This is a genomic window from Pseudomonas sp. 13B_2.1_Bac1 (genome assembly GCF_025466155.1).
Classification (GTDB): domain Bacteria; phylum Pseudomonadota; class Gammaproteobacteria; order Pseudomonadales; family Pseudomonadaceae; genus Aquipseudomonas; species Aquipseudomonas aylmerensis.
The window spans coordinates 24,616-45,213 of record NZ_JANLOH010000102.1 but is presented as its reverse complement, the minus strand read 5'-3'; the positions used below and the strand labels follow the sequence as shown (position 1 = coordinate 45,213).

Sequence of the window (20,598 nt, the reverse complement as noted above, 5' to 3'; positions counted from 1 at the left end):
GGACGCGCTCAATGTGGGAGCTGGCTTGCCCGCGATGGCAGCGCCACGGTATCACTGCGCTACCGAGGTGCCCTTATCGCAGGCAAGCCAGCTCCCACAAGGGTTCGCCCCAGAGAAAGGTTGTTGCCGAACATGATTGCAGCCCCACCAGATCAGAGTGAGATTGGATGTGAGCAAGAGAGCCTATAACTTCTGTGCCGGTCCCGCGGCGCTTCCTGAAGCAGTCCTGCAGCGTGCGCAGGGTGAACTCCTCGACTGGCATGGAAAAGGCCTCTCCGTGATGGAAATGAGCCATCGCAGCGATGAGTTCGTGTCCATTGCCACCAAGGCCGAGCAGGATCTGCGCGACTTGCTGGACATCCCATCCAACTACAAAGTGTTGTTCCTGCAGGGCGGCGCCAGCCAGCAGTTCGCCCAGCTGCCCCTGAACCTGCTGCCGGAAGACGGCACCGCCGACTACATCGACACCGGTATCTGGGGTCAGAAGGCCATTGAAGAGGCTTCGCGCTACGGTCAGGTCAACGTTGCCGGTACCGCCAAGCCCTACGACTATTTCGCCATTCCCGGCCAGAACGAGTGGAAGCTGTCGAAGGACGCGGCCTACGTGCACTACGTAGCGAACGAGACCATCGGCGGCCTGGAATTCGACTGGGTACCGGAAGTAGGCGACGTCCCACTGGTGTGCGACATGTCCTCGGACATCCTCTCGCGCCCGATCGATGTCTCCAGGTACGGCATGATCTACGCCGGCGCGCAGAAGAACATCGGCCCGAGCGGCATCCTGGTCAACATCATCCGCGAAGACCTGCTGGGGCGTGCCCGTTCGCTGTGCCCGACCATGCTCAACTACAAGGTCGCGGCCGATAACGGCTCGATGTACAACACCCCGCCGGCGTTCGCCTGGTACCTGTCCGGCCTGGTCTTCGAGTGGCTCAAGGAGCAGGGCGGCGTGGCTGCCATGGGCAAGCTGAACGAAGAGAAGAAGCGCACCCTCTACGACTTCATCGACGCCAGCGGCCTGTACAGCAACCCGATCAACCTGACCGACCGCTCGTGGATGAACGTGCCGTTCCGCCTGGCCGATGACCGCCTGGACAAGCCGTTCCTGGCCGGTGCCGACGCGCGCGGCCTGCTGAACCTCAAGGGCCACCGTTCGGTCGGTGGCATGCGCGCCTCCATCTACAACGCTGTCGACATCCACGCCATCAACGCGTTGGTGGCCTACATGGCAGAGTTCGAAAAGGAACACGGCTAATGTCTGAGCAAGAACTCAAGGCCCTGCGCGTGCGCATTGACAGCCTGGACGAGAAAGTCCTGGAGCTGATCAGTGAGCGCGCGCGGTGCGCCCAGGAAGTGGCACGGGTAAAGATGGCCTCCCTGGCCGAAGGCGAAGTGCCAGTGTTCTACCGGCCTGAGCGTGAAGCCCAGGTGCTCAAGCGCGTGATGGAGCGCAACAAGGGCCCATTGGGCAATGAAGAGATGGCGCGGTTGTTCCGTGAAATCATGTCTTCCTGCCTGGCGCTGGAGCAGCCGCTGAAAGTGGCTTACCTCGGGCCTGAAGGCACCTTCACCCAGGCGGCGGCCATGAAGCACTTCGGCCACGCGGTGATCAGCAAGCCAATGGCGGCGATCGACGAAGTGTTTCGTGAAGTGGCGGCTGGTGCGGTGAACTTTGGCGTGGTGCCGGTGGAAAACTCCACCGAAGGCGCGGTCAACCACACGCTGGACAGCTTCCTCGAGCACGACATGGTGATCTGTGGCGAAGTCGAGCTGCGCATCCACCACCACCTGCTGGTGGGCGAGAACACCAAGACCGACAGCATCAGCCGTATCTACTCCCATGCCCAGTCGCTGGCCCAGTGCCGCAAGTGGCTGGACGCGCATTACCCGAATGTCGAGCGCGTGGCGGTGTCCAGCAACGCCGAGGCAGCCAAGCGGGTCAAGGGTGAGTGGAATTCGGCGGCCATTGCCGGTGACATGGCTGCAGGCCTGTATGGCCTGACGCGCCTGGCCGAGAAAATCGAGGATCGCCCGGACAACTCCACGCGGTTCCTGATGATCGGCAACCAGGAAGTACCGCCGACCGGCGACGACAAGACGTCGATCATCGTCTCCATGAGCAACAAGCCCGGCGCGCTGCATGAGCTGCTGGTGCCGTTCCACGACAACGGGATTGACCTGACGCGTATCGAGACTCGTCCTTCGCGCAGCGGTAAATGGACTTACGTGTTCTTTATCGACTTCGTCGGCCATCACCGCGACCCACTGGTCAAGGGTGTGCTCGAGAAAATCAGTCAGGAAGCCGTGGCACTCAAAGTGCTGGGCTCTTACCCGAAAGCGGTTTTGTGAGGCTTTAACATGAGTGGCAACTTCCTCGCCCTGGCTCAGCCGGGCGTGCAACAACTGTCGCCTTACGTTCCAGGCAAGCCTGTGGACGAGCTGGCGCGTGAGTTGAACCTGGATCCTTCGAAGATCGTCAAGTTGGCCAGTAACGAAAACCCGCTGGGCCCGAGCCCCAAGGTGTTGGCGGCCATTCGTGAGGAGCTGGCCGAGCTGACCCGTTACCCCGATGGCAACGGCTTTGCGCTCAAGTCCCTGCTGGCGCAAAAGTGCCGGGTCGAGCTGAGCCAGGTGACCTTGGGCAACGGTTCCAACGACATTCTCGAGCTGGTCGGCCGTGCCTACCTGGCGCCGGGCCTCAACGCGGTGTTCAGCGAACACGCGTTTGCGGTCTATCCGATCGTGACCCAGGCGGTCGGCGCTGATGCGCGCATCATTCCTGCGAAGGAGTGGGGCCACGACCTGCCGGCCATGCTGGCAGCCATCGACGCGCAGACCCGTGTGGTGTTCATCGCCAACCCGAACAACCCGACTGGCACCTGGTTCGACGCGCAGGCGCTGAACGACTTCCTGCAGGATGTGCCGGAGCACGTGCTGGTGGTGCTGGACGAGGCCTACATCGAGTACGCCGAAGGCAGCGACCTGCCGGACGGCCTCGACTTCCTGGCCGCCTACCCGAACCTGCTGGTCTCGCGCACCTTTTCCAAGGCCTATGGCCTGGCGTCGCTGCGAGTGGGCTACGGCCTGTCCACGGCGGTCGTCGCGGACGTGCTGAACCGCGTGCGCCAACCGTTCAACGTCAACAGCCTCGCGCTGGCGGCGGCCTGTGCTGCCGTGCAGGATGCCGAATACCTGCAAGAGGGTCGGCGCATCAACGAAAGCGGCATGCTGCAGTTGCAGGCAGGCTTTCGCGAACTGGGCCTGGGCTGGATTCCGTCCAAGGGCAACTTCATCTGTGTCGACCTCGGCCAAGTGGCTGCTCCGGTATTCCAGGGCCTGCTGCGCGAAGGTGTGATCGTGCGTCCGGTGGCTAACTACGGTATGCCGAACCACCTGCGTATCACCATTGGCTTGCCGGCAGAAAACAGCCGCTTCCTGGAGGCGTTGGCCAAGGTTCTGGCTCGTGGTTGATGTCACTGCATTGCAACCTGTTGTGCCTATGATCGGTCGCCTGGTGGTGGTCGGTCTGGGGTTGATCGGCGGCTCCTTCGCCAAAGGCCTGCGTGAGAGTGGGTTGTGTGGCGAAGTGGTCGGGGTGGACCTGGACCCGCAATCGCGCAAGCTGGCGGTCGAGTTGGGCGTGGTGGATCGCTGCGAAGCGGACCTGGCACTCGCATGCCAGGGCGCTGACGTGATCCAGTTGGCGGTGCCGATCCTGGCCATGGAGAAATTGCTGGCGGTATTGGCGGGCATGGACCTGGGGCAGGCGATCCTGACGGACGTCGGCAGTGCCAAGGGCAACGTAGTGCGCGCGGCGCAACAGGCGTTTGGCGGCATGCCCGCGCGCTTCGTGCCGGGGCATCCGATTGCTGGGTCCGAGCAGAGCGGGGTGGAGGCATCGAATGCGCAGCTGTTCCGGCGCCATAAGGTGATCCTGACGCCGCTTGAGCAGACCGATCCTGCGGCGTTGGCCGTGGTTGACCGGCTGTGGCGCGAACTGGGCGCTGACGTGGAGCATATGCAGGTCGAGCGCCACGACGAAGTGCTGGCGGCGACCAGTCATTTGCCGCACCTGCTCGCATTTGGCCTGGTGGACTCGCTGGCCAAGCGCAATGAAAACCTCGAGATTTTCCGTTACGCCGCCGGTGGCTTTCGCGATTTCACGCGGATTGCCGGCAGCGACCCCGTGATGTGGCACGACATCTTCCTCGCTAACCGCGAAGCGGTGTTGCGCACCCTGGACACCTTTCGCAGCGACCTCGACGCCCTGCGCGACGCGGTTGATGCCGGGGATGGCCACCAGTTGTTGGGCGTGTTCACCCGTGCGCGGGTGGCGCGTGAGCATTTCAGCAAGATCCTGGCGCGCCGGGCCTATATGGAAACTGCCGTGAACGCCGATGACCTGACCTTCCTCGCCAACCCGGGCGGCCGCTTGAGCGGACGTATCCGGGTGCCGGGTGACAAGTCGATCTCGCATCGCTCGATCATGCTCGGCTCGTTGGCCGAGGGTGTGACAGAGGTTGAAGGTTTCCTCGAGGGTGAAGACGCCCTGGCGACCTTGCAGGCTTTTCGCGACATGGGGGTCGTCATCGAAGGTCCGCACCATGGGCGCGTGACCATTCATGGCGTGGGCTTGCATGGCTTGAAAGCCGCGCCGGGGCCGATCTACCTGGGTAACTCCGGCACATCCATGCGGCTGCTGTCGGGGTTGCTGGCGGCGCAAAGCTTCGACAGCGTGTTGACCGGCGATGCGTCCTTGTCCAAGCGCCCGATGAGCCGCGTGGCCAAGCCGCTGCGGGAAATGGGCGCGGTAATCGAGACCGGTCCGGAAGGGCGTCCGCCATTGACCATCCGCGGCGGCCAGGTGTTGAAAGGCCTGGCCTATTCGATGCCGATGGCCAGTGCACAGGTCAAATCCTGCCTGTTACTGGCCGGGTTGTACGCCGAGGGCGAGACTTCGGTGACCGAGCCCGCGCCGACCCGTGACCATACCGAGCGCATGTTGCGCGGTTTTGGCTACCCGGTGGCGGTGAGTGGCGCGACCGCGTCGGTGCAATCGGGTCATGCACTGACCGCTACCCATATAGAAGTGCCGGGGGATATTTCCTCGTCGGCGTTTTTCCTGGTGGCGGCGTCGATTGCCGAGGGTTCCGAGTTGTTGCTGGAGCATGTCGGCGTCAACCCGACGCGGACCGGGGTGATCGATATCCTGCGGCTCATGGGCGCAGATATCACCTTGGAAAACCCGCGTGAAGTAGGCGGCGAGCCTGTCGCGGACTTGCGTGTGCGTGCTGCGGCCCTGAACGGTATCGAGATCCCCGAGGCTTTGGTGCCGTTGGCGATCGACGAGTTTCCGGTGCTGTTTGTTGCGGCGGCCTGTGCCAAGGGCCGCACTGTGTTGCGCGGGGCGCAGGAGCTGCGCGTGAAGGAATCCGACCGTATCCAGGTCATGGCCGACGGTCTGTTGGCGCTGGGCGTGAAGTGTGAACCGACTCCCGATGGGATTATCATTGACGGTGGCCTGATGGGCGGTGGCGAGGTGCACGCCCAGGGTGATCACCGGATTGCCATGGCGTTCAGTGTGGCTTCCCTGCGGGCGACGGCACCTATTCGTATCCGTGACTGCGCCAATGTTGCTACGTCTTTTCCGAACTTTCTTACACTGTGTGCCCACGTCGGCATCCGTGTTGCCCAAGAGGCTCAATTGTGAATATCAAAGCACCGGTGATTACCATCGACGGGCCAAGTGGCTCGGGCAAAGGCACGATCGCCGGCATCCTGGCCAAGCGCCTGGGCTGGTGTCTGCTCGATTCCGGCGCGCTGTACCGCCTGCTGGCGTTTGCCGCACGCAACCATGGCGTCGACCTGACCAACGAAGAATCGCTGAAGCTGCTGGCGGCGCATCTTGATGTGCAGTTTGTCGGGGCGACGGAAGGTCATCCCCAGCGCATCATCCTTGAAGGCGATGATGTGACCGATGACCTGCGCAATGAACAAGTCGGTTCGTGGGCCTCCCAGGTTGCCGCGCTGCCGGCCGTGCGCGATGCCTTGCTGCAGCGTCAGCGCGCGTTTCAGGAGCCGCCGGGCCTGGTCGCCGATGGTCGCGACATGGGCACGGTGGTGTTTCCGGAGGCGCCGCTGAAGATTTTCCTGACCGCCAGTGCCGAGGAGCGTGCGCGCCGCCGCTACTTGCAGTTGAAGGGCAAAGTCGATGGTGTTAGTCTGTCGAGTCTGCTAGATGAGATCCGTGCACGCGATGAGCGTGATACCCAGCGCGCAGTAGCCCCGCTAAAGCCGGCGGCTGATGCCATACAGCTGGATTCCACGGAGTTGTCCATCGAGCAGGTGCTGGAACGCATCTTGAGCGAAATCGCCATTCGCGATATCGCCGGGTGACCAAGAAGGCCGCAGGGGACCAGTCATAGTCCTGGGGCGCTTCTTCTAATTGAAACTAACCCACACCGTCTGGGGTGTGGAGATGGGCGTATTCTTCGCCCTTATCAACAGGAATTAAAATGAGCGAAAGCTTTGCGGAACTCTTTGAAGAAAGCCTAAAAACCCTGAACCTTCAGGCAGGCTCCATCATCACCGGTGTTATCGTTGATATCGATTACCAAGCTCGCTGGGTAACCGTTCACGCTGGTCTGAAGTCTGAAGCTCTGATCCCGCTGGAACAGTTCTACAACGATGCTGGCGACCTGACTATCAATGTCGGTGACGAAGTTCACGTTGCTCTGGACTCGGTTGAAGACGGTTTCGGTGAAACCAAGCTGTCCCGTGAAAAAGCCAAGCGCGCTGAATGCTGGATTGTTCTCGAAGCAGCCTTCGCAGCTGAAGAAGTGGTCAAGGGCGTTATCAACGGTAAGGTTAAAGGCGGCTTCACTGTCGACGTTAACGGCATCCGTGCGTTCCTGCCAGGTTCTTTGGTCGACGTTCGTCCAGTGCGCGACACCACGCACCTGGAAGGCAAAGAACTCGAATTCAAGGTCATCAAACTCGACCAGAAACGCAACAACGTTGTCGTTTCCCGTCGCAGCGTCCTGGAAGCAGAAAACTCCGCCGAGCGTGAAGCTCTGCTGGAATCCCTGCAGGAAGGCCAACAAGTCAAAGGTATCGTCAAGAACCTCACCGATTACGGCGCATTCGTCGATCTGGGTGGCGTCGATGGCCTGCTGCACATTACCGACATGGCTTGGAAGCGTATCAAGCATCCTTCCGAAATCGTCAACGTTGGCGACGAGATCGATGTCAAGGTTCTGAAATACGATCGCGAGCGCAACCGTGTTTCCCTGGGTCTGAAGCAACTGGGTGAAGATCCATGGGTTGCTATCAAAGCCCGTTACCCAGAAAGCACTCGCGTGACCGCGCGTGTTACCAACCTGACCGACTACGGCTGCTTCGCAGAGCTGGAAGAAGGCGTGGAAGGCCTGGTACACGTTTCCGAAATGGACTGGACCAACAAGAACATCCACCCTTCGAAAGTCGTACAAGTCGGCGACGAAGTGGAAGTTATGGTTCTGGACATCGACGAAGAGCGTCGTCGTATCTCCCTGGGCATCAAGCAGTGCAAATCTAACCCATGGGAAGATTTCTCTGGCCAGTTCAACAAGGGCGATAAAATCTCCGGCACCATCAAGTCGATCACCGATTTCGGTATCTTCATTGGTCTGGACGGCGGCATCGACGGCCTGGTTCACCTGTCCGACATCTCCTGGAACGAAGTGGGCGAAGAAGCTGTTCGTCGTTTCAAGAAGGGCGACGAGCTGGACACCGTTATCCTGTCGGTTGACCCAGAGCGCGAGCGTATTTCCCTGGGTATCAAGCAGCTGGAAAGCGATCCGTTCTCCGAGTACGTTCAAGAGAACGACAAAGGCGCAATCGTTAAGGGCACTGTGAAAGAAGTTGACGCTAAAGGCGCCATCATCACTCTGGCCGACGATATCGAAGCGACTCTGAAAGCCTCCGAAATCAGCCGTGACCGCGTTGAAGACGCGCGCAACGTTCTGAAAGAAGGTCAGGAAGTAGAAGCCAAGATCATCAGCGTTGACCGCAAGAGCCGCGTAATCCAGCTCTCCATCAAGTCGAAAGACGAGATCGAAGAGAAAGAAGCCATCCAGAGCCTGCGCGACAAGCCAGCCTCGTCGGATGCTCCAGTTGACACCACTCTTGGTGCTCTGCTGCGTGCGCAAATGGAAAAACAGAACTAAGTTCTGTCAGACCATAGAAAAAGGGCGACTTCGGTCGCCCTTTTTTGTGCCTGAAATTCGTTGAATCAACATCGAGAACCAAGACGCTCGGCTTACTGTCAGAACTGACTATAGTCTTCATGAAAGTTGTTCCAGCGTCGTTGTTTTGATAAGGATATAAATGAACAGGCTTATCGTGCTATTTGCAGTGCTAGTAGTGCTCGCAGGTTGCTCCAGTACCAGCGCCAAGACCCATGCCAAGCGTGGAGTGAGCGGCATTGAGATCGATTGCTCGGGCTTGGGCAACAAATGGGAGAAGTGCGAGAAGCGCGCCGCCCGCGAGTGCAAGATGCAGGGCTACAAGGTGATCACCCGCTCCAGTGATGCCAAGGACGAAGAGGGCGACTACCTGTTCGGCTGGAACCCTGCTGGCGCCGTAACCCGTACCATGCTGGTGATCTGCAATTGATGGCGTCGCGCCGGCCATACAGGCTTCCATCTATCCCGCAGATAAGTTGCCGCGCGGGCTGTTCAAATTCATCAAGTCATGCTAAAACCTTCGAAGCGCTTTTCCTAGCTGCTTGAAAAAGAAGGGAAAAATATGACGAAGTCGGAGTTGATCGAACGAATTGTCACCCATCAAGGGCTGCTGTCATCCAAGGATGTCGAGCTGGCCATCAAGACCATGCTCGAGCAAATGTCCCAGTGTCTGGCGACTGGTGATCGGATTGAGATCCGTGGGTTTGGCAGCTTCTCCTTGCACTACCGCGCGCCAAGGGTAGGGCGGAATCCCAAGACTGGGCAGTCAGTGAGTCTGGATGGGAAATTTGTGCCTCATTTCAAGCCGGGGAAGGAATTGCGGGATCGGGTGAATGAGGATGAAGATGAAGGCGGCTGAGTTGCTTCGGAGTGGGAGAAAATTATGCATAAGGCTAAGCGCTTTTTGTCGGGGGTAATAGTTTTATTCTTGGTGCTTGTGATTTTGGCGTTTGTCTTAGAGAATCAGGAGATTTTAGCGCTTTCGTTTTTTGGTTGGTCTACTGCTGAGGTTCCTGTTTCTGTGATTCTGGTGCTTACATTAATTGCCGGTATGATTGTCGGGGCGGCGCTAGGGTGGCTATTAAGCCGTAAAAACACTCATCCAAAACGCTAATCAACCTTCCTTGTCAAATTAATCATCTGATTGATATTTTGACAGCTCTTCGTTAGGTGCGTTGATTTTATTGCTATCTTCTCTTCTTGGGGGGGGGCTAATAAATTGCGCCTATGATGTCAGCGGGTGACCAAATTTTGAGCCTTTTATGCGCTCGCTCACGAAGCTTTCATACAGTGGTGACCTGAAGTCAATGCTGTCCGTGCGAGGTTTTGTGGTTGATTACTTTCCCACCTTAGCACGCTAAAAACTGTGCTTGCGCTTACCGTATCTGCGTTGGCTTTTGACATTGAGAATGCAGGCCTTAAAATAGCCAGCAATTCCAAATCATTCATCGTTCACCGCACCACACAATGCTAATTTTCTAGCTGTTGCTAGTGAATTTCGACGTTTCCCCTGAGTATCTTCTCCGCTGATCATTCCAGGGGGGCATGTTGGCCTTGCTGGTCAGCAGGTATAGAGGGTGAGTCGCCGGCTAGAAAGTTGTCGTGTAATGCGCGTTGCTTTAGGACTCATTATGTTCAGTGGAAAAACGCTTCTGATCACTGGTGGCACCGGCTCGTTCGGTAATGCGGTACTCAAACGTTTCCTTGGGAGCGATATTGCCGAAATCCGCATTTTCAGTCGTGACGAGAAGAAGCAGGATGACATGCGCAAGCGGTATGCCGACGCCAAGCTGAAATTTTACATCGGTGATGTGCGCGACTATCAGAGCGTGCTCAACGCTACTCGTGGCGTAGACTACATTTTTCACGCGGCGGCACTTAAACAAGTGCCTTCCTGTGAGTTTCATCCAATGGAAGCTGTAAAAACCAACGTTATCGGTACCGAAAACGTGCTGGAAGCTGCTATCCAGAACGACGTACAGCGTGTGGTTTGTCTCAGCACCGACAAGGCTGTGTATCCGATCAACGCCATGGGCATTTCCAAGGCGATGATGGAAAAGGTCATGGTAGCCAAATCCCGCAACCTGGACGATTCCGGGACGGTTATCTGCGGTACTCGCTACGGCAATGTGATGGCTTCTCGCGGCTCCGTGATTCCGTTGTTTATCGAACAGATCCGCGCCGGGCGGGCGTTGACTCTGACTGATCCGAATATGACGCGTTTCATGATGACGCTCGCGGATGCGGTCGATTTAGTGTTGTACGCCTTTGAGCACGGCAGGAATGGTGATCTTTTTGTTCAGAAGGCACCTGCCGCGACCGTTGAAACCCTGGCCAAGGCCCTCACCGCAATGGTCGGTAAACCAGATCATTCCATTCAGGTAATCGGTACTCGCCACGGTGAAAAGTTGTTTGAGGCACTGTTGAGCCGTGAAGAGATGGCATGTGCTGAAGATAAGGGCGACTACTACCGAATTCCTCCTGATCTGCGTGACTTGAATTACTCCAAATTTGTAGAACAGGGCGAGGAGAAGATCTCTCGTACTGAAGACTACAACTCCCATAATACCGAACGGCTGGATGTGGCTGGCATGCAGCGCTTACTGCTGAAGCTCGAATTTATGCAGGCTATTCAGCGTGGCGAGACCGCTACACCGGAGGAGTGAGGGATGAAGGTACTTATCACGGGCGCCAATGGTTTTGTCGGGAAAAACCTGATCGCTCACTTGAGCGAGCGCAAGGATGTCGAAATCGTCACCTTCACTCGGCACAACACCGTCGCCCAGTTACCTTCTCTATTGGCCGGTGTGGATTTTGTTTTTCATTTGGCGGGCGTCAATCGGCCCCAATCGCCGGAGGAGTTCAAAGAGGGTAATACTGACTTGACTCTGGCGCTTTGTGATGCGATTAAAGCGAGTGGCAAGCCCATTCCGGTGCTTTACACGTCATCGACTCAAGTCGACCGCGATAATCCCTATGGTGCCAGCAAGCTGGCAGCTGAGCAGGTGCTGCAGGCATTGCAGCTAAACCATGGCTCAAAGGTTCAAGTCTTGCGTTTGCCAAACGTATTTGGTAAGTGGGCGCGCCCCGATTACAACTCTGCGGTGGCGACTTTCTGCCATAACATCACGCGCGGACTTCCGATTCAGGTCAATGATCGTCAGGCCCTGATCAACCTTGTCTATATCGATGACGTGATCGAGTGTTTTATCCGGGCGATGGAGGTAGACTCCGACTCCCATGCTCAGGTGCATCCGGTATACAGCATCACAGTGGGGGCGCTGGCTGACCAGTTGCACGCCTTTCGCGACAGTCGTGAGACTATGATCAGCGAGGCCGTGGGTACGGGGTTAGTGCGCGCACTTTATTCTACTTATGTCAGTTATTTGCCTGTCGAGCAGTTCACGTACGAGCTCGTGAAGCACGGCGATCCGCGTGGCGTTTTCGTCGAGATGCTGAAAACCAAAGACAGTGGACAGTTTTCTTATTTTACCGCCCACCCTGGTGTCACGCGTGGCGGTCATTATCATCACAGCAAAACCGAAAAGTTTCTGGTGATCAAAGGCAAGGCCTGTTTTCGTTTTCGCCATATCGTATCTGGCGAGTTTTATGAACTCTTTACCGATGGCGAGCAACCTCGGGTAGTGGAAACGGTGCCGGGTTGGACCCACGACATCACCAATGTTGGCGGAGACGAGATGATTGTCATGCTCTGGGCTAACGAGATTTTTGACCGCGAGCGGCCGGATACTTTTGCGATGCCGGTTGGTACTCAAGCTTGAGCCTAGGGTGTCAGGCAATACACTGTGGGGCTATCTCAGTGTTAATGATTCTGGAAGAGTGTTGAGATGAAAAAACTGAAAGTTGTCACGGTTGTGGGCACACGTCCGGAAATTATCCGTTTGTCACGAGTGATCGCCAAGTTGGACGAGCATTGTGAACACGTTCTGGTGCATACCGGGCAAAACTACGATTACGAACTGAACGAGATTTTTTTCCAAGATCTCGGTATTCGCAAGCCAGATCACTTTCTCAACTCCGCAGGTGCCAGTGGAGCCCAGACAATCGGTAATGTGATCATCGCTGTAGATCGCGTTCTCGAAGAGGAAAACCCTGACGCGTTGTTGGTCCTGGGTGACACGAACAGCTGCATGGCGGTCATTCCCGCCAAGCGGCGCAAGATTCCCACATTCCATATGGAAGCCGGTAATCGCTGCTTTGACATGCGTGTGCCTGAAGAGATCAACCGGCGCATTGTCGACCACACCGCTGACATCAACCTGACCTATAGCAGCATTGCGCGCGATTATCTGTTGCGCGAAGGCCTGCCACCCGACATGGTGATCAAAACCGGCAGCCCGATGTTTGAAGTACTCAATTGCTATCGTGAGGGTATCGAGGCTTCAGACGTCTTGACACGTCTGGGGTTGAACGCAGGCGAGTTTTTTGTCGTGAGTGCACACCGCGAAGAAAACATCGACTCCGACAAGAATTTCCTCAAATTGGTCGAAGTTCTGAATACCGTGGCGGTTCACTATGATCTCCCCGTTATCGTCACGACGCACCCTCGTACACAAAAGCGTGTGGATGCCATGGGTGTTACCTTCCACTCAAATGTACAACTGCTCAAACCGCTAGGCTTCAAGGATTACAACAAGCTGCAGCTCACCGCAAAGGCAGTGCTGTCGGACAGTGGCACGGTCAACGAAGAATCATCAATCCTCAACTTTCCTGCGCTGAACCTGCGAGAGGCTCATGAGCGTCCGGAAGGAATGGAGGAAGCGGCGGTCATGATGGTCGGATTGGAGGCTCAGCGTGTCATGCAGGGCTTGCAGCTTCTGGAAAGCCAGGCTTCAGGGCAAGAGCGAACGTTGCGCCTCGTCGCGGATTACAGCATGCCCAATGTTGCCGAAAAGGTTGTGCGAATCATCCATAGCTACCGTGACTACGTCATGCGCACAGTATGGAAGCAATACTGATTGGAAAGTTTCAACCAGGATAAGCCACTCAGGATTTTGGTGGTGACCCAATATTTCTGGCCGGAAAACATGCGCATCAACAACCTCGTCGAAGGATTTGTTGCCAGAGGCCATGAGGTGACAGTGCTTACGGGGCAGCCCAACTATCCGGAGGGGCAGGTCTACGGTGATTACCTGCGTGATCCCGACCGGTTTTCGAATTATTACGGGGCAAAGGTAGTTAGGGTTCCGATGTTGGCACGGGGTAAGCGTAGCGCCACGCTTGCCTTGAACTACCTTTCATTTTTCACAAGTGCTTCAACTATTGGCAGCTGCAAGCTTCGCGGCCAGTCATTTGATTCAATCTTTGTATATGCCGTATCACCGATCATGGTGGCGATACCTGCATTGGTGCTTGGTCGATTGAAAAAGACACCGGTGTTTGTCTGGGTGCTGGACCTTTGGCCTGACACCCTCAGCGCAGTTGGCGTTATCAGGAATCCGAAATTACTCAGGCTTGTGGGTAAGGTTGTGTCGTGGATCTATAATCGCACCGACTATCTATTGTTGCAGTCGCTTTCCTTCGATGAGAACGTCAGGAAGTACTGTACCCAATCTATATCGTCGGAGCGGTTAGTGTACTTTCCCAGTTGGGCGGAAGACGACTTTTCCAGTGAAGTGCAGGCAGAGTCTGATCTTCTGCAGCGTGATGATTCGGTGTTTACGGTTCTGTTTGCCGGTAATTTGGGTGATGCGCAAGACTTCCCTTCCATCATGGCCGCAGCCAAAGCTGTTACCGTAGATCTTCCTGTACGTTGGGTAATTGTAGGGGATGGGCGAGCGAGCGAATGGTTGGCTCAGCATGTCGCGCATCAACAGATGGATAATGTCTTGTTGCTGGGAAGGCACCCTCTGGAAAAAATGCCAGCGTTGTTTGCCGCCGCAGATGCGCTATTAGTGTCCTTGAAGACGAATGAAGTTTTTGAGAAAACGATTCCGGGTAAGGTCCAGGCCTATTTAGCTTCGGGAAAACCCGTTATTGCGATGATCGACGGTGAGGCGGCCAAAGTTGTTATCGAGTCTGGGGCTGGCATGACTTGTTCTTCTGGCGATGTTGAGGGGCTGGCGCGCATCGTACGAGCAATGGGCTCGTTGTCCGCCTCCGAGCGCGACCAGATGGGGCTTGCCGGACGACGTTATTACCTAAAACATTTTTCCAAGGAGAATCTGTTCCAACGCCTTGAGTTGCTCTTCAGAAAAGCCACCTTTAGACGGACGGACAAGCGATGAGCAAGCTATTGCTGACCGGGGCTTCTGGGTTTGTCGGGAGAGCTGTACTGGATCGTTTGCTTGAGGACGGGCGTTTCGATACTACTATTGCTGTACGTCGGGGCCTGCCTGGCTTGTCGACTTTAGTCAATGTGACGCGCATGGGGACGATCGACGCCGAAAGTAACTGGAATAATGCCGTAGCCGACTGTGCAGTGGTCATTCATTGCGCCGCCCGTGTGCATGTAATGAGCGACGCCAGTGCCGACCCATTGGCAGACTTTCGTAAGGTGAATGTCGATGGCACACTGCAATTGGCCAGGCAGGCCGCACAGGCGGGTGTCAAGCGCTTCGTTTTTTTGAGTTCTATCAAGGTCAATGGAGAGAGCACCCTGGCCGGTGCACCTTACACCGCCGATGCGGAACCAGCGCCCGCTGATCCCTATGGTATTTCCAAGATGGAAGCTGAAGAGGCTTTGCGTTTGTTATCCGTGCAGACTGGCATGGAGGTAGTCATCATTCGCCCTACGTTGGTGTATGGGCCAGGGGTGAAAGCCAACTTTCTAGCGATGATGAAGTGGCTGAACAGGGGTATTCCGTTGCCTTTAGGCGCCATTGATAACCTGCGCAGCCTGGTCGCTTTGGATAATCTGGTAGATCTGATCCTGACGTGTGCTGAGCACCCTGCAGCGGCCAATGAGACATTTCTGGTCAGCGATGGCGAGGATCTTTCCACCACGCAGTTACTCCATAAAATGGCCAGTGCACTGGAGATATCTGCGCGGTTGATTCCGGTTCCAGTATGGATGATCACGTGTGGTGCGTCTTTGTTTGGGCGCCGGGCGTTGTCTCAGCGACTGTGCGGCTCGCTTCAAGTGGACATCGGTAAAACCCGTCAGTTATTGGATTGGACGCCTCCAGTCTGTGTCGACCAAGCGTTGTCCGCGACGGCCCGGCATTTTCTGCTTGGCGCACAGTAGTTACGTGAGAAGGTTGCTCAGGCGGGTTTTGAATAATTTACCGGTTTGAATGGATTGCGCGACGAGCAACGAACCGTTTCTTCCTGCATTCTGTTTCAGGGACTTACTCTTACATGGCCATCTGGTTAGTGTCCGCTGCGGTGCTTATCGCGTCGCTTCTAATGACTTGGGTTCTGCGTCGCTACGCGTTGTCGCGCAGTTTGATGGACATTCCCAACGTGCGCAGCTCGCATTCAGTGCCGACGCCACGTGGAGGTGGTGTAGCCATTGTGCTGACCTATCTGGTGGCATTGGTATTTGTCGCGATTAACGGATTGGTGAGTTGGAGCACTTCATGGCCGTTATTGGGGGCTGGCGTACTGGTTGCGATAGTTGGTTTTCTCGATGATCATGGACATATTGCCGCACGTTGGCGGTTGTTAGCTCATTTTTCTGCGGCAGCTTTGGCGTTGTTCTGTATTGGCGGTCTACCGACGATCAAACTTATTGGATTCGAGTTGAATCTTGGCTGGCTAGGGCACTTGTTAGCGATCCTCTATCTGGTCTGGATGCTTAACCTGTATAACTTCATGGATGGTATCGACGGCATTGCCAGTATTGAAGCTGTGTGTGCCTGTGCAGGGGCTTGCTTGGTGTATTGGTTGACAGGGCACCAAGATTTGATATTCGCTCCTATGCTATTAGCCGTCGCTGTTACAGGCTTCCTGTTCTGGAACTTCCCCCCTGCGCGTATTTTCATGGGCGACGCAGGTAGTGGCTTCCTTGGTATTGTGATCGGAGTGCTTTCATTGCAGGCTGCCTGGGCGGCAGCCGAAATGCTTTGGGCGTGGATGATTTTGCTCGGTGTATTTATCGTTGATGCGACTTTTACACTGGGACGCCGATTATTGCGCGGAGATAAGGTTTATGAGGCGCATCGCAGCCATGCTTATCAGTATGCTTCGCGACAGGCTGGCCGGCATCTGCCGGTAACCCTAGCCGTAGCGGCCATCAATCTGTTATGGCTGCTACCTATCGCTGTTGGTGTCGGCATGGGGCTTGATGGACTCTTAGGCTTGCTGCTGGCATACGCACCGTTGGTACTGCTGGCTATCAAGTTTCACGCGGGCGAACTCGAAAAAGCCGGATAATGAATTATTGAAACGAATACGAGATACTCATGCAACTGCCGTTTCTATTGGCAGTATTAGGGATTGAGGTATAAAAGGGTTTATGAATAGTTTACGCTCCCGATTAGTGGGCTTGTCGCGCAGGCAAAAACGTTTCTTGCAAGTTGTAACCGACATCGTGCTGGTATGGCTGGCATTATGGCTGTCATTTGTCGTTCGGTTAGGGTTTGACGATCTAAACAATCCGTTCATCGTTCATTTTTGGTTATTTCTCAGCGCCCCTGTAATAGCCATACCACTGTTTATTAATTTTGGCATGTACCGAGCAGTCATGCGCTATTTTGGCAACGATGCACTAATTGCCATCATCAAGGCTGTCAGCCTCTCCGCATTGCTGCTGGCGTTGGTTGTATATCTATATAGTAATCACCAGACTGTTGTGCCGCGCTCTATCGTTTTTAATTACTGGTGGTTGAGCATGGTCATTATCGGTGGCCTACGACTTGGGATGCGTCAGTATTTTCTCGGCGACTGGTTTGCCGCCGCCCAGCACGTTCCTTTTACTAATCGTGATGACGGCTTGATAAAAATCGCGATTTATGGGGCAGGGGCAGCCGGTAATCAATTGGCTGCGGCGTTGCGTCTGAGTCGAGTCATGCGTCCGGTCGCGTTTATTGACGATGATAGCAGCATATCGGATCGGGTCATATCCGGACTGCAGGTATACAAGCCTAAACGTATCCAGCAAATGATTGATGAGACAGGCGCAGAAGAACTTTTATTGGCGATTCCATCGTCCACAAGGGCGCGGCGCAGGGAGATACTTGGTTATCTGGAAGGCTATCCACTGCATGTTCGCAGTGTTCCCGGATTCATGGACTTGGCCAGTGGCCGGGTTAAGGTCGATGATATCCAGGAAGTCGACATCGCTGACCTATTGGGCCGGGACCCTGTGCCGGCAAAACCCGAGCTTCTGGAGCGATGCATCAAAAAGCGCGTGGTACTGGTCTCCGGGGCCGGTGGCTCGATTGGGTCTGAACTTTGCCGGCAGATAGTGGCACTTGAACCAACCAGTTTATTACTGTTCGATCACAGTGAATACAATCTTTACTGCATTCTCTCCGAACTTGAGGAGAGGGTTCAGTCGCAAGGGTTGAGCGTCAGATTATTGCCCATTCTCGGTTCGGTACGGCATCAGGAAAAGTTGCTGGATGTTCTCAGAACCTGGTCGGTCGATACGGTCTATCATGCGGCGGCTTACAAGCATGTGCCAATGGTGGAGCACAATATCGCCGAAGGCATTCTCAACAATGTGATGGGCACGCTGAACATTGCCCAAGCTGCCTTACAGGCGAATGTCGAAAATTTCGTCCTTATTTCGACCGACAAGGCTGTACGGCCTACCAATGTGATGGGGAGTACAAAGCGCTTAGCAGAGCTGGTATTGCAGGCTTTGAGCAAAGAGGTCGCCCCTGTCCTGTACGGAGACACTTCGAGTATTTCGCACGTCAACAAGACGCGCTTCACGATGGTTCGCTTCGGTAATGTATTGGGTTCGTCAGGCTCAGTGATTCCCTTGTTTCATAAACAGATCCAAGCGGGCGGCCCCTTGACGGTTACGCATCCGAAGATCACGCGTTATTTCATGACTATTCCTGAGGCTGCGCAATTGGTCATCCAAGCGGGTTCTCTGGGGCAGGGTGGTGATGTGTTCGTTCTGGACATGGGCGAGCCTGTGAAGATTGTAGAGCTTGCTGAAAAGATGATTCACCTATCTGGCTTGAGTATTCGCTCTGACAGCAACCCGCACGGGGACATTCTGATCAACTTCAGTGGATTGCGTCCTGGTGAAAAACTGTATGAGGAATTGCTGATTGGCGATGACGTCGTAGCCACCAGTCATCCAATGATTATGCGAGCAAATGAAGAGTTCTTTTCTTGGGATGTACTTAAAATTAGACTTTTCGCTTTGCTGGCCGCCGTTGAGAAGGACGATTACATATTGGTCAGGCAGCTTTTACAAGCGACCGTAAGCGGTTACAGTCCGGAAGGCGAAATTGTCGATTGGGTCTACACACAACAGCAGGGCGGAGGTTAGTCATGCGTACGTTGTGGTGCGGTTGCTCTAACTTCTAGCCCTCTTCCGGAAAAATATATATAACGCTAACTGGCCGATGGGCAGGGCATTTAGTCGTGAAGTAGTGTCATTGGCAATGATCAAGTGTGTCCCATAGTCACGCGTAGGGCTCTGAGCCATAACTTTGGCAGTCTCGACAAACCTGCGCATTTGGTGCAAATGTTGGATGTGCAACGGCTAGGAGCCCATAAGTTGCTGTCTGAAGCCTCAAGCTTCATCGCTTGAAGATTATGAGGCCTTGCTGCGGTGGAGCTGTTCGTCAGAAACGTCACAGTAAATCGTTAACCCACTGTTGGACAGCTCGATTGTATGGAGTACATGCCAGCACTCAGCCGTTAGCTATCCGTTTGGAATATGGAGTTCACGGAGCGGATACGTAGTTTCGCACGTACGGATCTGTGCGAGAGGCGGCAGGTAACAGCCATGCCCACAGCAACCGTTACAAATATCTGATTGTCATCGCCAAGAGCAGAGTCTCAATGTAGCGAATCATTGAGTATTTGCTATCGTCTGAATATATTTTAATATCGATCGCGCTTTCTGGATGCAAAAAATAATATCGTTAATATCCAAAAAGAAGTCATCGTCTCCAGAAATCCAAAAACCTGATTATTCGCAGGAATATAAAGAAAGAGTATTCCAAATAAAGGCAGTAACATCTTGGCGTACAGATTTTCCTCCATAACTGCTGAGAGATAAGCGCTCGAAAAATATATGCCTAGAACCAGCATCACGATAGTAACACCCAAAAAACCTACGTCATTTGCGATGTAACTATAAAAGGAGTGCCAGTACACGAACTGGTCCCATCTATCATTTATCTTGTGCTGGAATGTTTTGTCTCTTACATCAATGTGCAGATAGTCAGCAAAAGTTTTCTGCAGGAAAACCGAATGCCCAATACCAAATGAAGTATCAAATTCTTCCCCCAAGGCAATCGACATTCCATAGTAGCCCTGCACCATGTAAACAGTGATTTTTTCGTAAAAGTCCGTTGTATTAGATTTTTTGGTTACTTCATAGTCGCTTTTGAACTTTATTTCTTTTTCTTTCAGGAAGTCAAAGGACTGAGGTTTGCCGTGTTCAGCGACAGCTTGATAGAGTGACTGTTCCGATTTGACACTGTAAAATTGCCAAAATGAAAATAGAAACATAAGAGCCAGAGAAGTAATGAAGAACTTATTGTTTTTTATCGTGGAACGGACGCCTTCGCTTTTTTTGGACATAAGCAAAGTTCCTAGGCAAATCGAAATTATAAAAATGTAAGAAAAATTTATCGCACTTATACTTGCGACGATGCCCGCCAATATTGGGATGCTAACCACAAGAATACCAAGCAGTTTTTTAGCTGGATTTAAGGTGTGCCAAAAAAAAACAAGGCCTGGTAGTAGTATGTATTTGAAGGGGGCTATGAATAATAATAAGGCGGTTACAGCTGGTAGTTTTACAAATCCAACCTGTGCCGCATCAGAGGCATAGTAAGCGCGCGCCTCCCAAGGTGTGACTAATCCTCTATATAGATTGGGAAGGATATTGTCTGGAATGAATGAATGCGAGAGGGTCAGGTTACGATATCCGATCACATTCGCTATAAAGGCCAAAATGAGTATTGCCCAAAAGTATTTAGTAAAACTATTGCTCTCTGGCAATATCTGTTTAGTGGGGAAGTAGTTTGTCTGGTGCGGACGAAAGCGCACGGTCTGTAAAATATATCCAGCTATAAAGGCAATGTGATAAAGTGAGATATATCCTAAAAATATTTTTATATTTTCTAAAGGCCATATCAAAGGGCCGTAAAACAATAGCCATAATCCAAAAAATAGGTAACTCTCAATCAGAAGTAGAGGGATGTACAGCTTGGCAGTGTTCATTTTGCTGATTCCTGAAAAGGCATTGCTTTAAAATCTATAACGAATAAGG

At 54.2% G+C, this 20,598-nt stretch carries 17 protein-coding genes; 16 read left to right on the top strand and 1 reads right to left on the bottom strand.

Translation table 11 applies throughout. From position 1 onward, the window contains the following. Positions 1–169 precede the first annotated feature (169 nt). The 16 genes from serC (at position 170) to NTD80_RS25200 (ending at position 18,639) form a co-directional block, all read left to right on the top strand. Positions 170–1,255 (top strand): 3-phosphoserine/phosphohydroxythreonine transaminase, encoded by a 1,086-nt coding sequence (serC, locus tag NTD80_RS25275; RefSeq protein ID WP_262135378.1) that lies wholly within the window; start codon positions 170–172, stop codon positions 1,253–1,255. Beyond that, positions 1,255–2,349 (top strand): prephenate dehydratase, encoded by a 1,095-nt coding sequence (gene pheA, locus NTD80_RS25270; protein ID WP_034096534.1) that lies wholly within the window; start codon positions 1,255–1,257, stop codon positions 2,347–2,349. Before serC ends, pheA begins: the two co-directional genes overlap by 1 nt. Before the next feature lie 9 nt (positions 2,350–2,358). Continuing rightward, positions 2,359–3,471, top strand: a complete 1,113-nt coding sequence (gene hisC / locus NTD80_RS25265) for a histidinol-phosphate transaminase (RefSeq protein WP_262135377.1) — start codon at positions 2,359–2,361, stop codon at positions 3,469–3,471. A 28-nt stretch (positions 3,472–3,499) separates the two neighbouring features. Beyond that, positions 3,500–5,710, top strand: coding sequence for a bifunctional prephenate dehydrogenase/3-phosphoshikimate 1-carboxyvinyltransferase (locus tag NTD80_RS25260; RefSeq protein ID WP_262135376.1), 2,211 nt, complete (start codon positions 3,500–3,502; stop codon positions 5,708–5,710). Then, a complete protein-coding gene (gene cmk / locus NTD80_RS25255) occupies positions 5,707–6,396 on the top strand; it encodes a (d)CMP kinase (protein ID WP_003172653.1) in 690 nt (229 codons plus the stop codon). The genes NTD80_RS25260 and cmk overlap by 4 nt, the downstream gene beginning before the upstream one ends. Positions 6,397–6,515: 119 nt before the next feature. Further along, positions 6,516–8,207 (top strand): 30S ribosomal protein S1, encoded by a 1,692-nt coding sequence (gene rpsA, locus NTD80_RS25250; RefSeq protein ID WP_065901832.1) that lies wholly within the window; start codon positions 6,516–6,518, stop codon positions 8,205–8,207. A 160-nt stretch (positions 8,208–8,367) separates the two neighbouring features. Next, positions 8,368–8,655, top strand: coding sequence for a hypothetical protein (locus NTD80_RS25245; RefSeq protein ID WP_065901830.1), 288 nt, complete (start codon positions 8,368–8,370; stop codon positions 8,653–8,655). Positions 8,656–8,787: 132 nt separating this feature from the next. Then, positions 8,788–9,084, top strand: a complete 297-nt coding sequence (gene ihfB / locus NTD80_RS25240; RefSeq protein ID WP_262135375.1) for an integration host factor subunit beta — start codon at positions 8,788–8,790, stop codon at positions 9,082–9,084. Positions 9,085–9,108: 24 nt separating this feature from the next. Further along, entirely contained in the window at positions 9,109–9,339 is a 231-nt protein-coding gene (locus NTD80_RS25235) for a lipopolysaccharide assembly protein LapA domain-containing protein (RefSeq protein WP_262135374.1), read from the top strand. 517 nt (positions 9,340–9,856) lie between these two features. Then, positions 9,857–10,891, top strand: a complete 1,035-nt coding sequence (locus tag NTD80_RS25230) for a polysaccharide biosynthesis protein (protein WP_262135380.1) — start codon at positions 9,857–9,859, stop codon at positions 10,889–10,891. A gap of 3 nt (positions 10,892–10,894) precedes the next feature. Then, positions 10,895–12,007 (top strand): UDP-2-acetamido-2,6-beta-L-arabino-hexul-4-ose reductase, encoded by a 1,113-nt coding sequence (wbjC, locus tag NTD80_RS25225; protein ID WP_262135373.1) that lies wholly within the window; start codon positions 10,895–10,897, stop codon positions 12,005–12,007. 66 nt (positions 12,008–12,073) lie between these two features. Then, on the top strand, positions 12,074–13,204 hold the full coding sequence (gene wecB / locus NTD80_RS25220; protein ID WP_262135372.1) for a non-hydrolyzing UDP-N-acetylglucosamine 2-epimerase: 1,131 nt from the start codon (positions 12,074–12,076) through the stop codon (positions 13,202–13,204). 69 nt (positions 13,205–13,273) lie between these two features. After that, entirely contained in the window at positions 13,274–14,473 is a 1,200-nt protein-coding gene (locus tag NTD80_RS25215) for a glycosyltransferase family 4 protein (protein ID WP_410017436.1), read from the top strand. After that, on the top strand, positions 14,470–15,432 hold the full coding sequence (locus tag NTD80_RS25210) for a UDP-glucose 4-epimerase family protein (RefSeq protein ID WP_262135369.1): 963 nt from the start codon (positions 14,470–14,472) through the stop codon (positions 15,430–15,432). Before NTD80_RS25215 ends, NTD80_RS25210 begins: the two co-directional genes overlap by 4 nt. 113 nt (positions 15,433–15,545) lie before the next feature. Continuing rightward, on the top strand, positions 15,546–16,562 hold the full coding sequence (locus NTD80_RS25205) for an MraY family glycosyltransferase (RefSeq protein WP_262135368.1): 1,017 nt from the start codon (positions 15,546–15,548) through the stop codon (positions 16,560–16,562). Positions 16,563–16,644: 82 nt separating this feature from the next. Next, complete coding sequence (locus tag NTD80_RS25200) at positions 16,645–18,639, top strand: polysaccharide biosynthesis protein (RefSeq protein WP_262135367.1); 1,995 nt, start codon at positions 16,645–16,647, stop codon at positions 18,637–18,639. Between the two features lie 560 nt (positions 18,640–19,199). Here the strand turns inward: NTD80_RS25200 and NTD80_RS25195 are convergent. Further along, on the bottom strand, positions 19,200–20,549 hold the full coding sequence (locus NTD80_RS25195; RefSeq protein WP_262135366.1) for a hypothetical protein: 1,350 nt from the start codon (positions 20,547–20,549) through the stop codon (positions 19,200–19,202). Between the last annotated feature and the right edge of the window lie 49 nt (positions 20,550–20,598).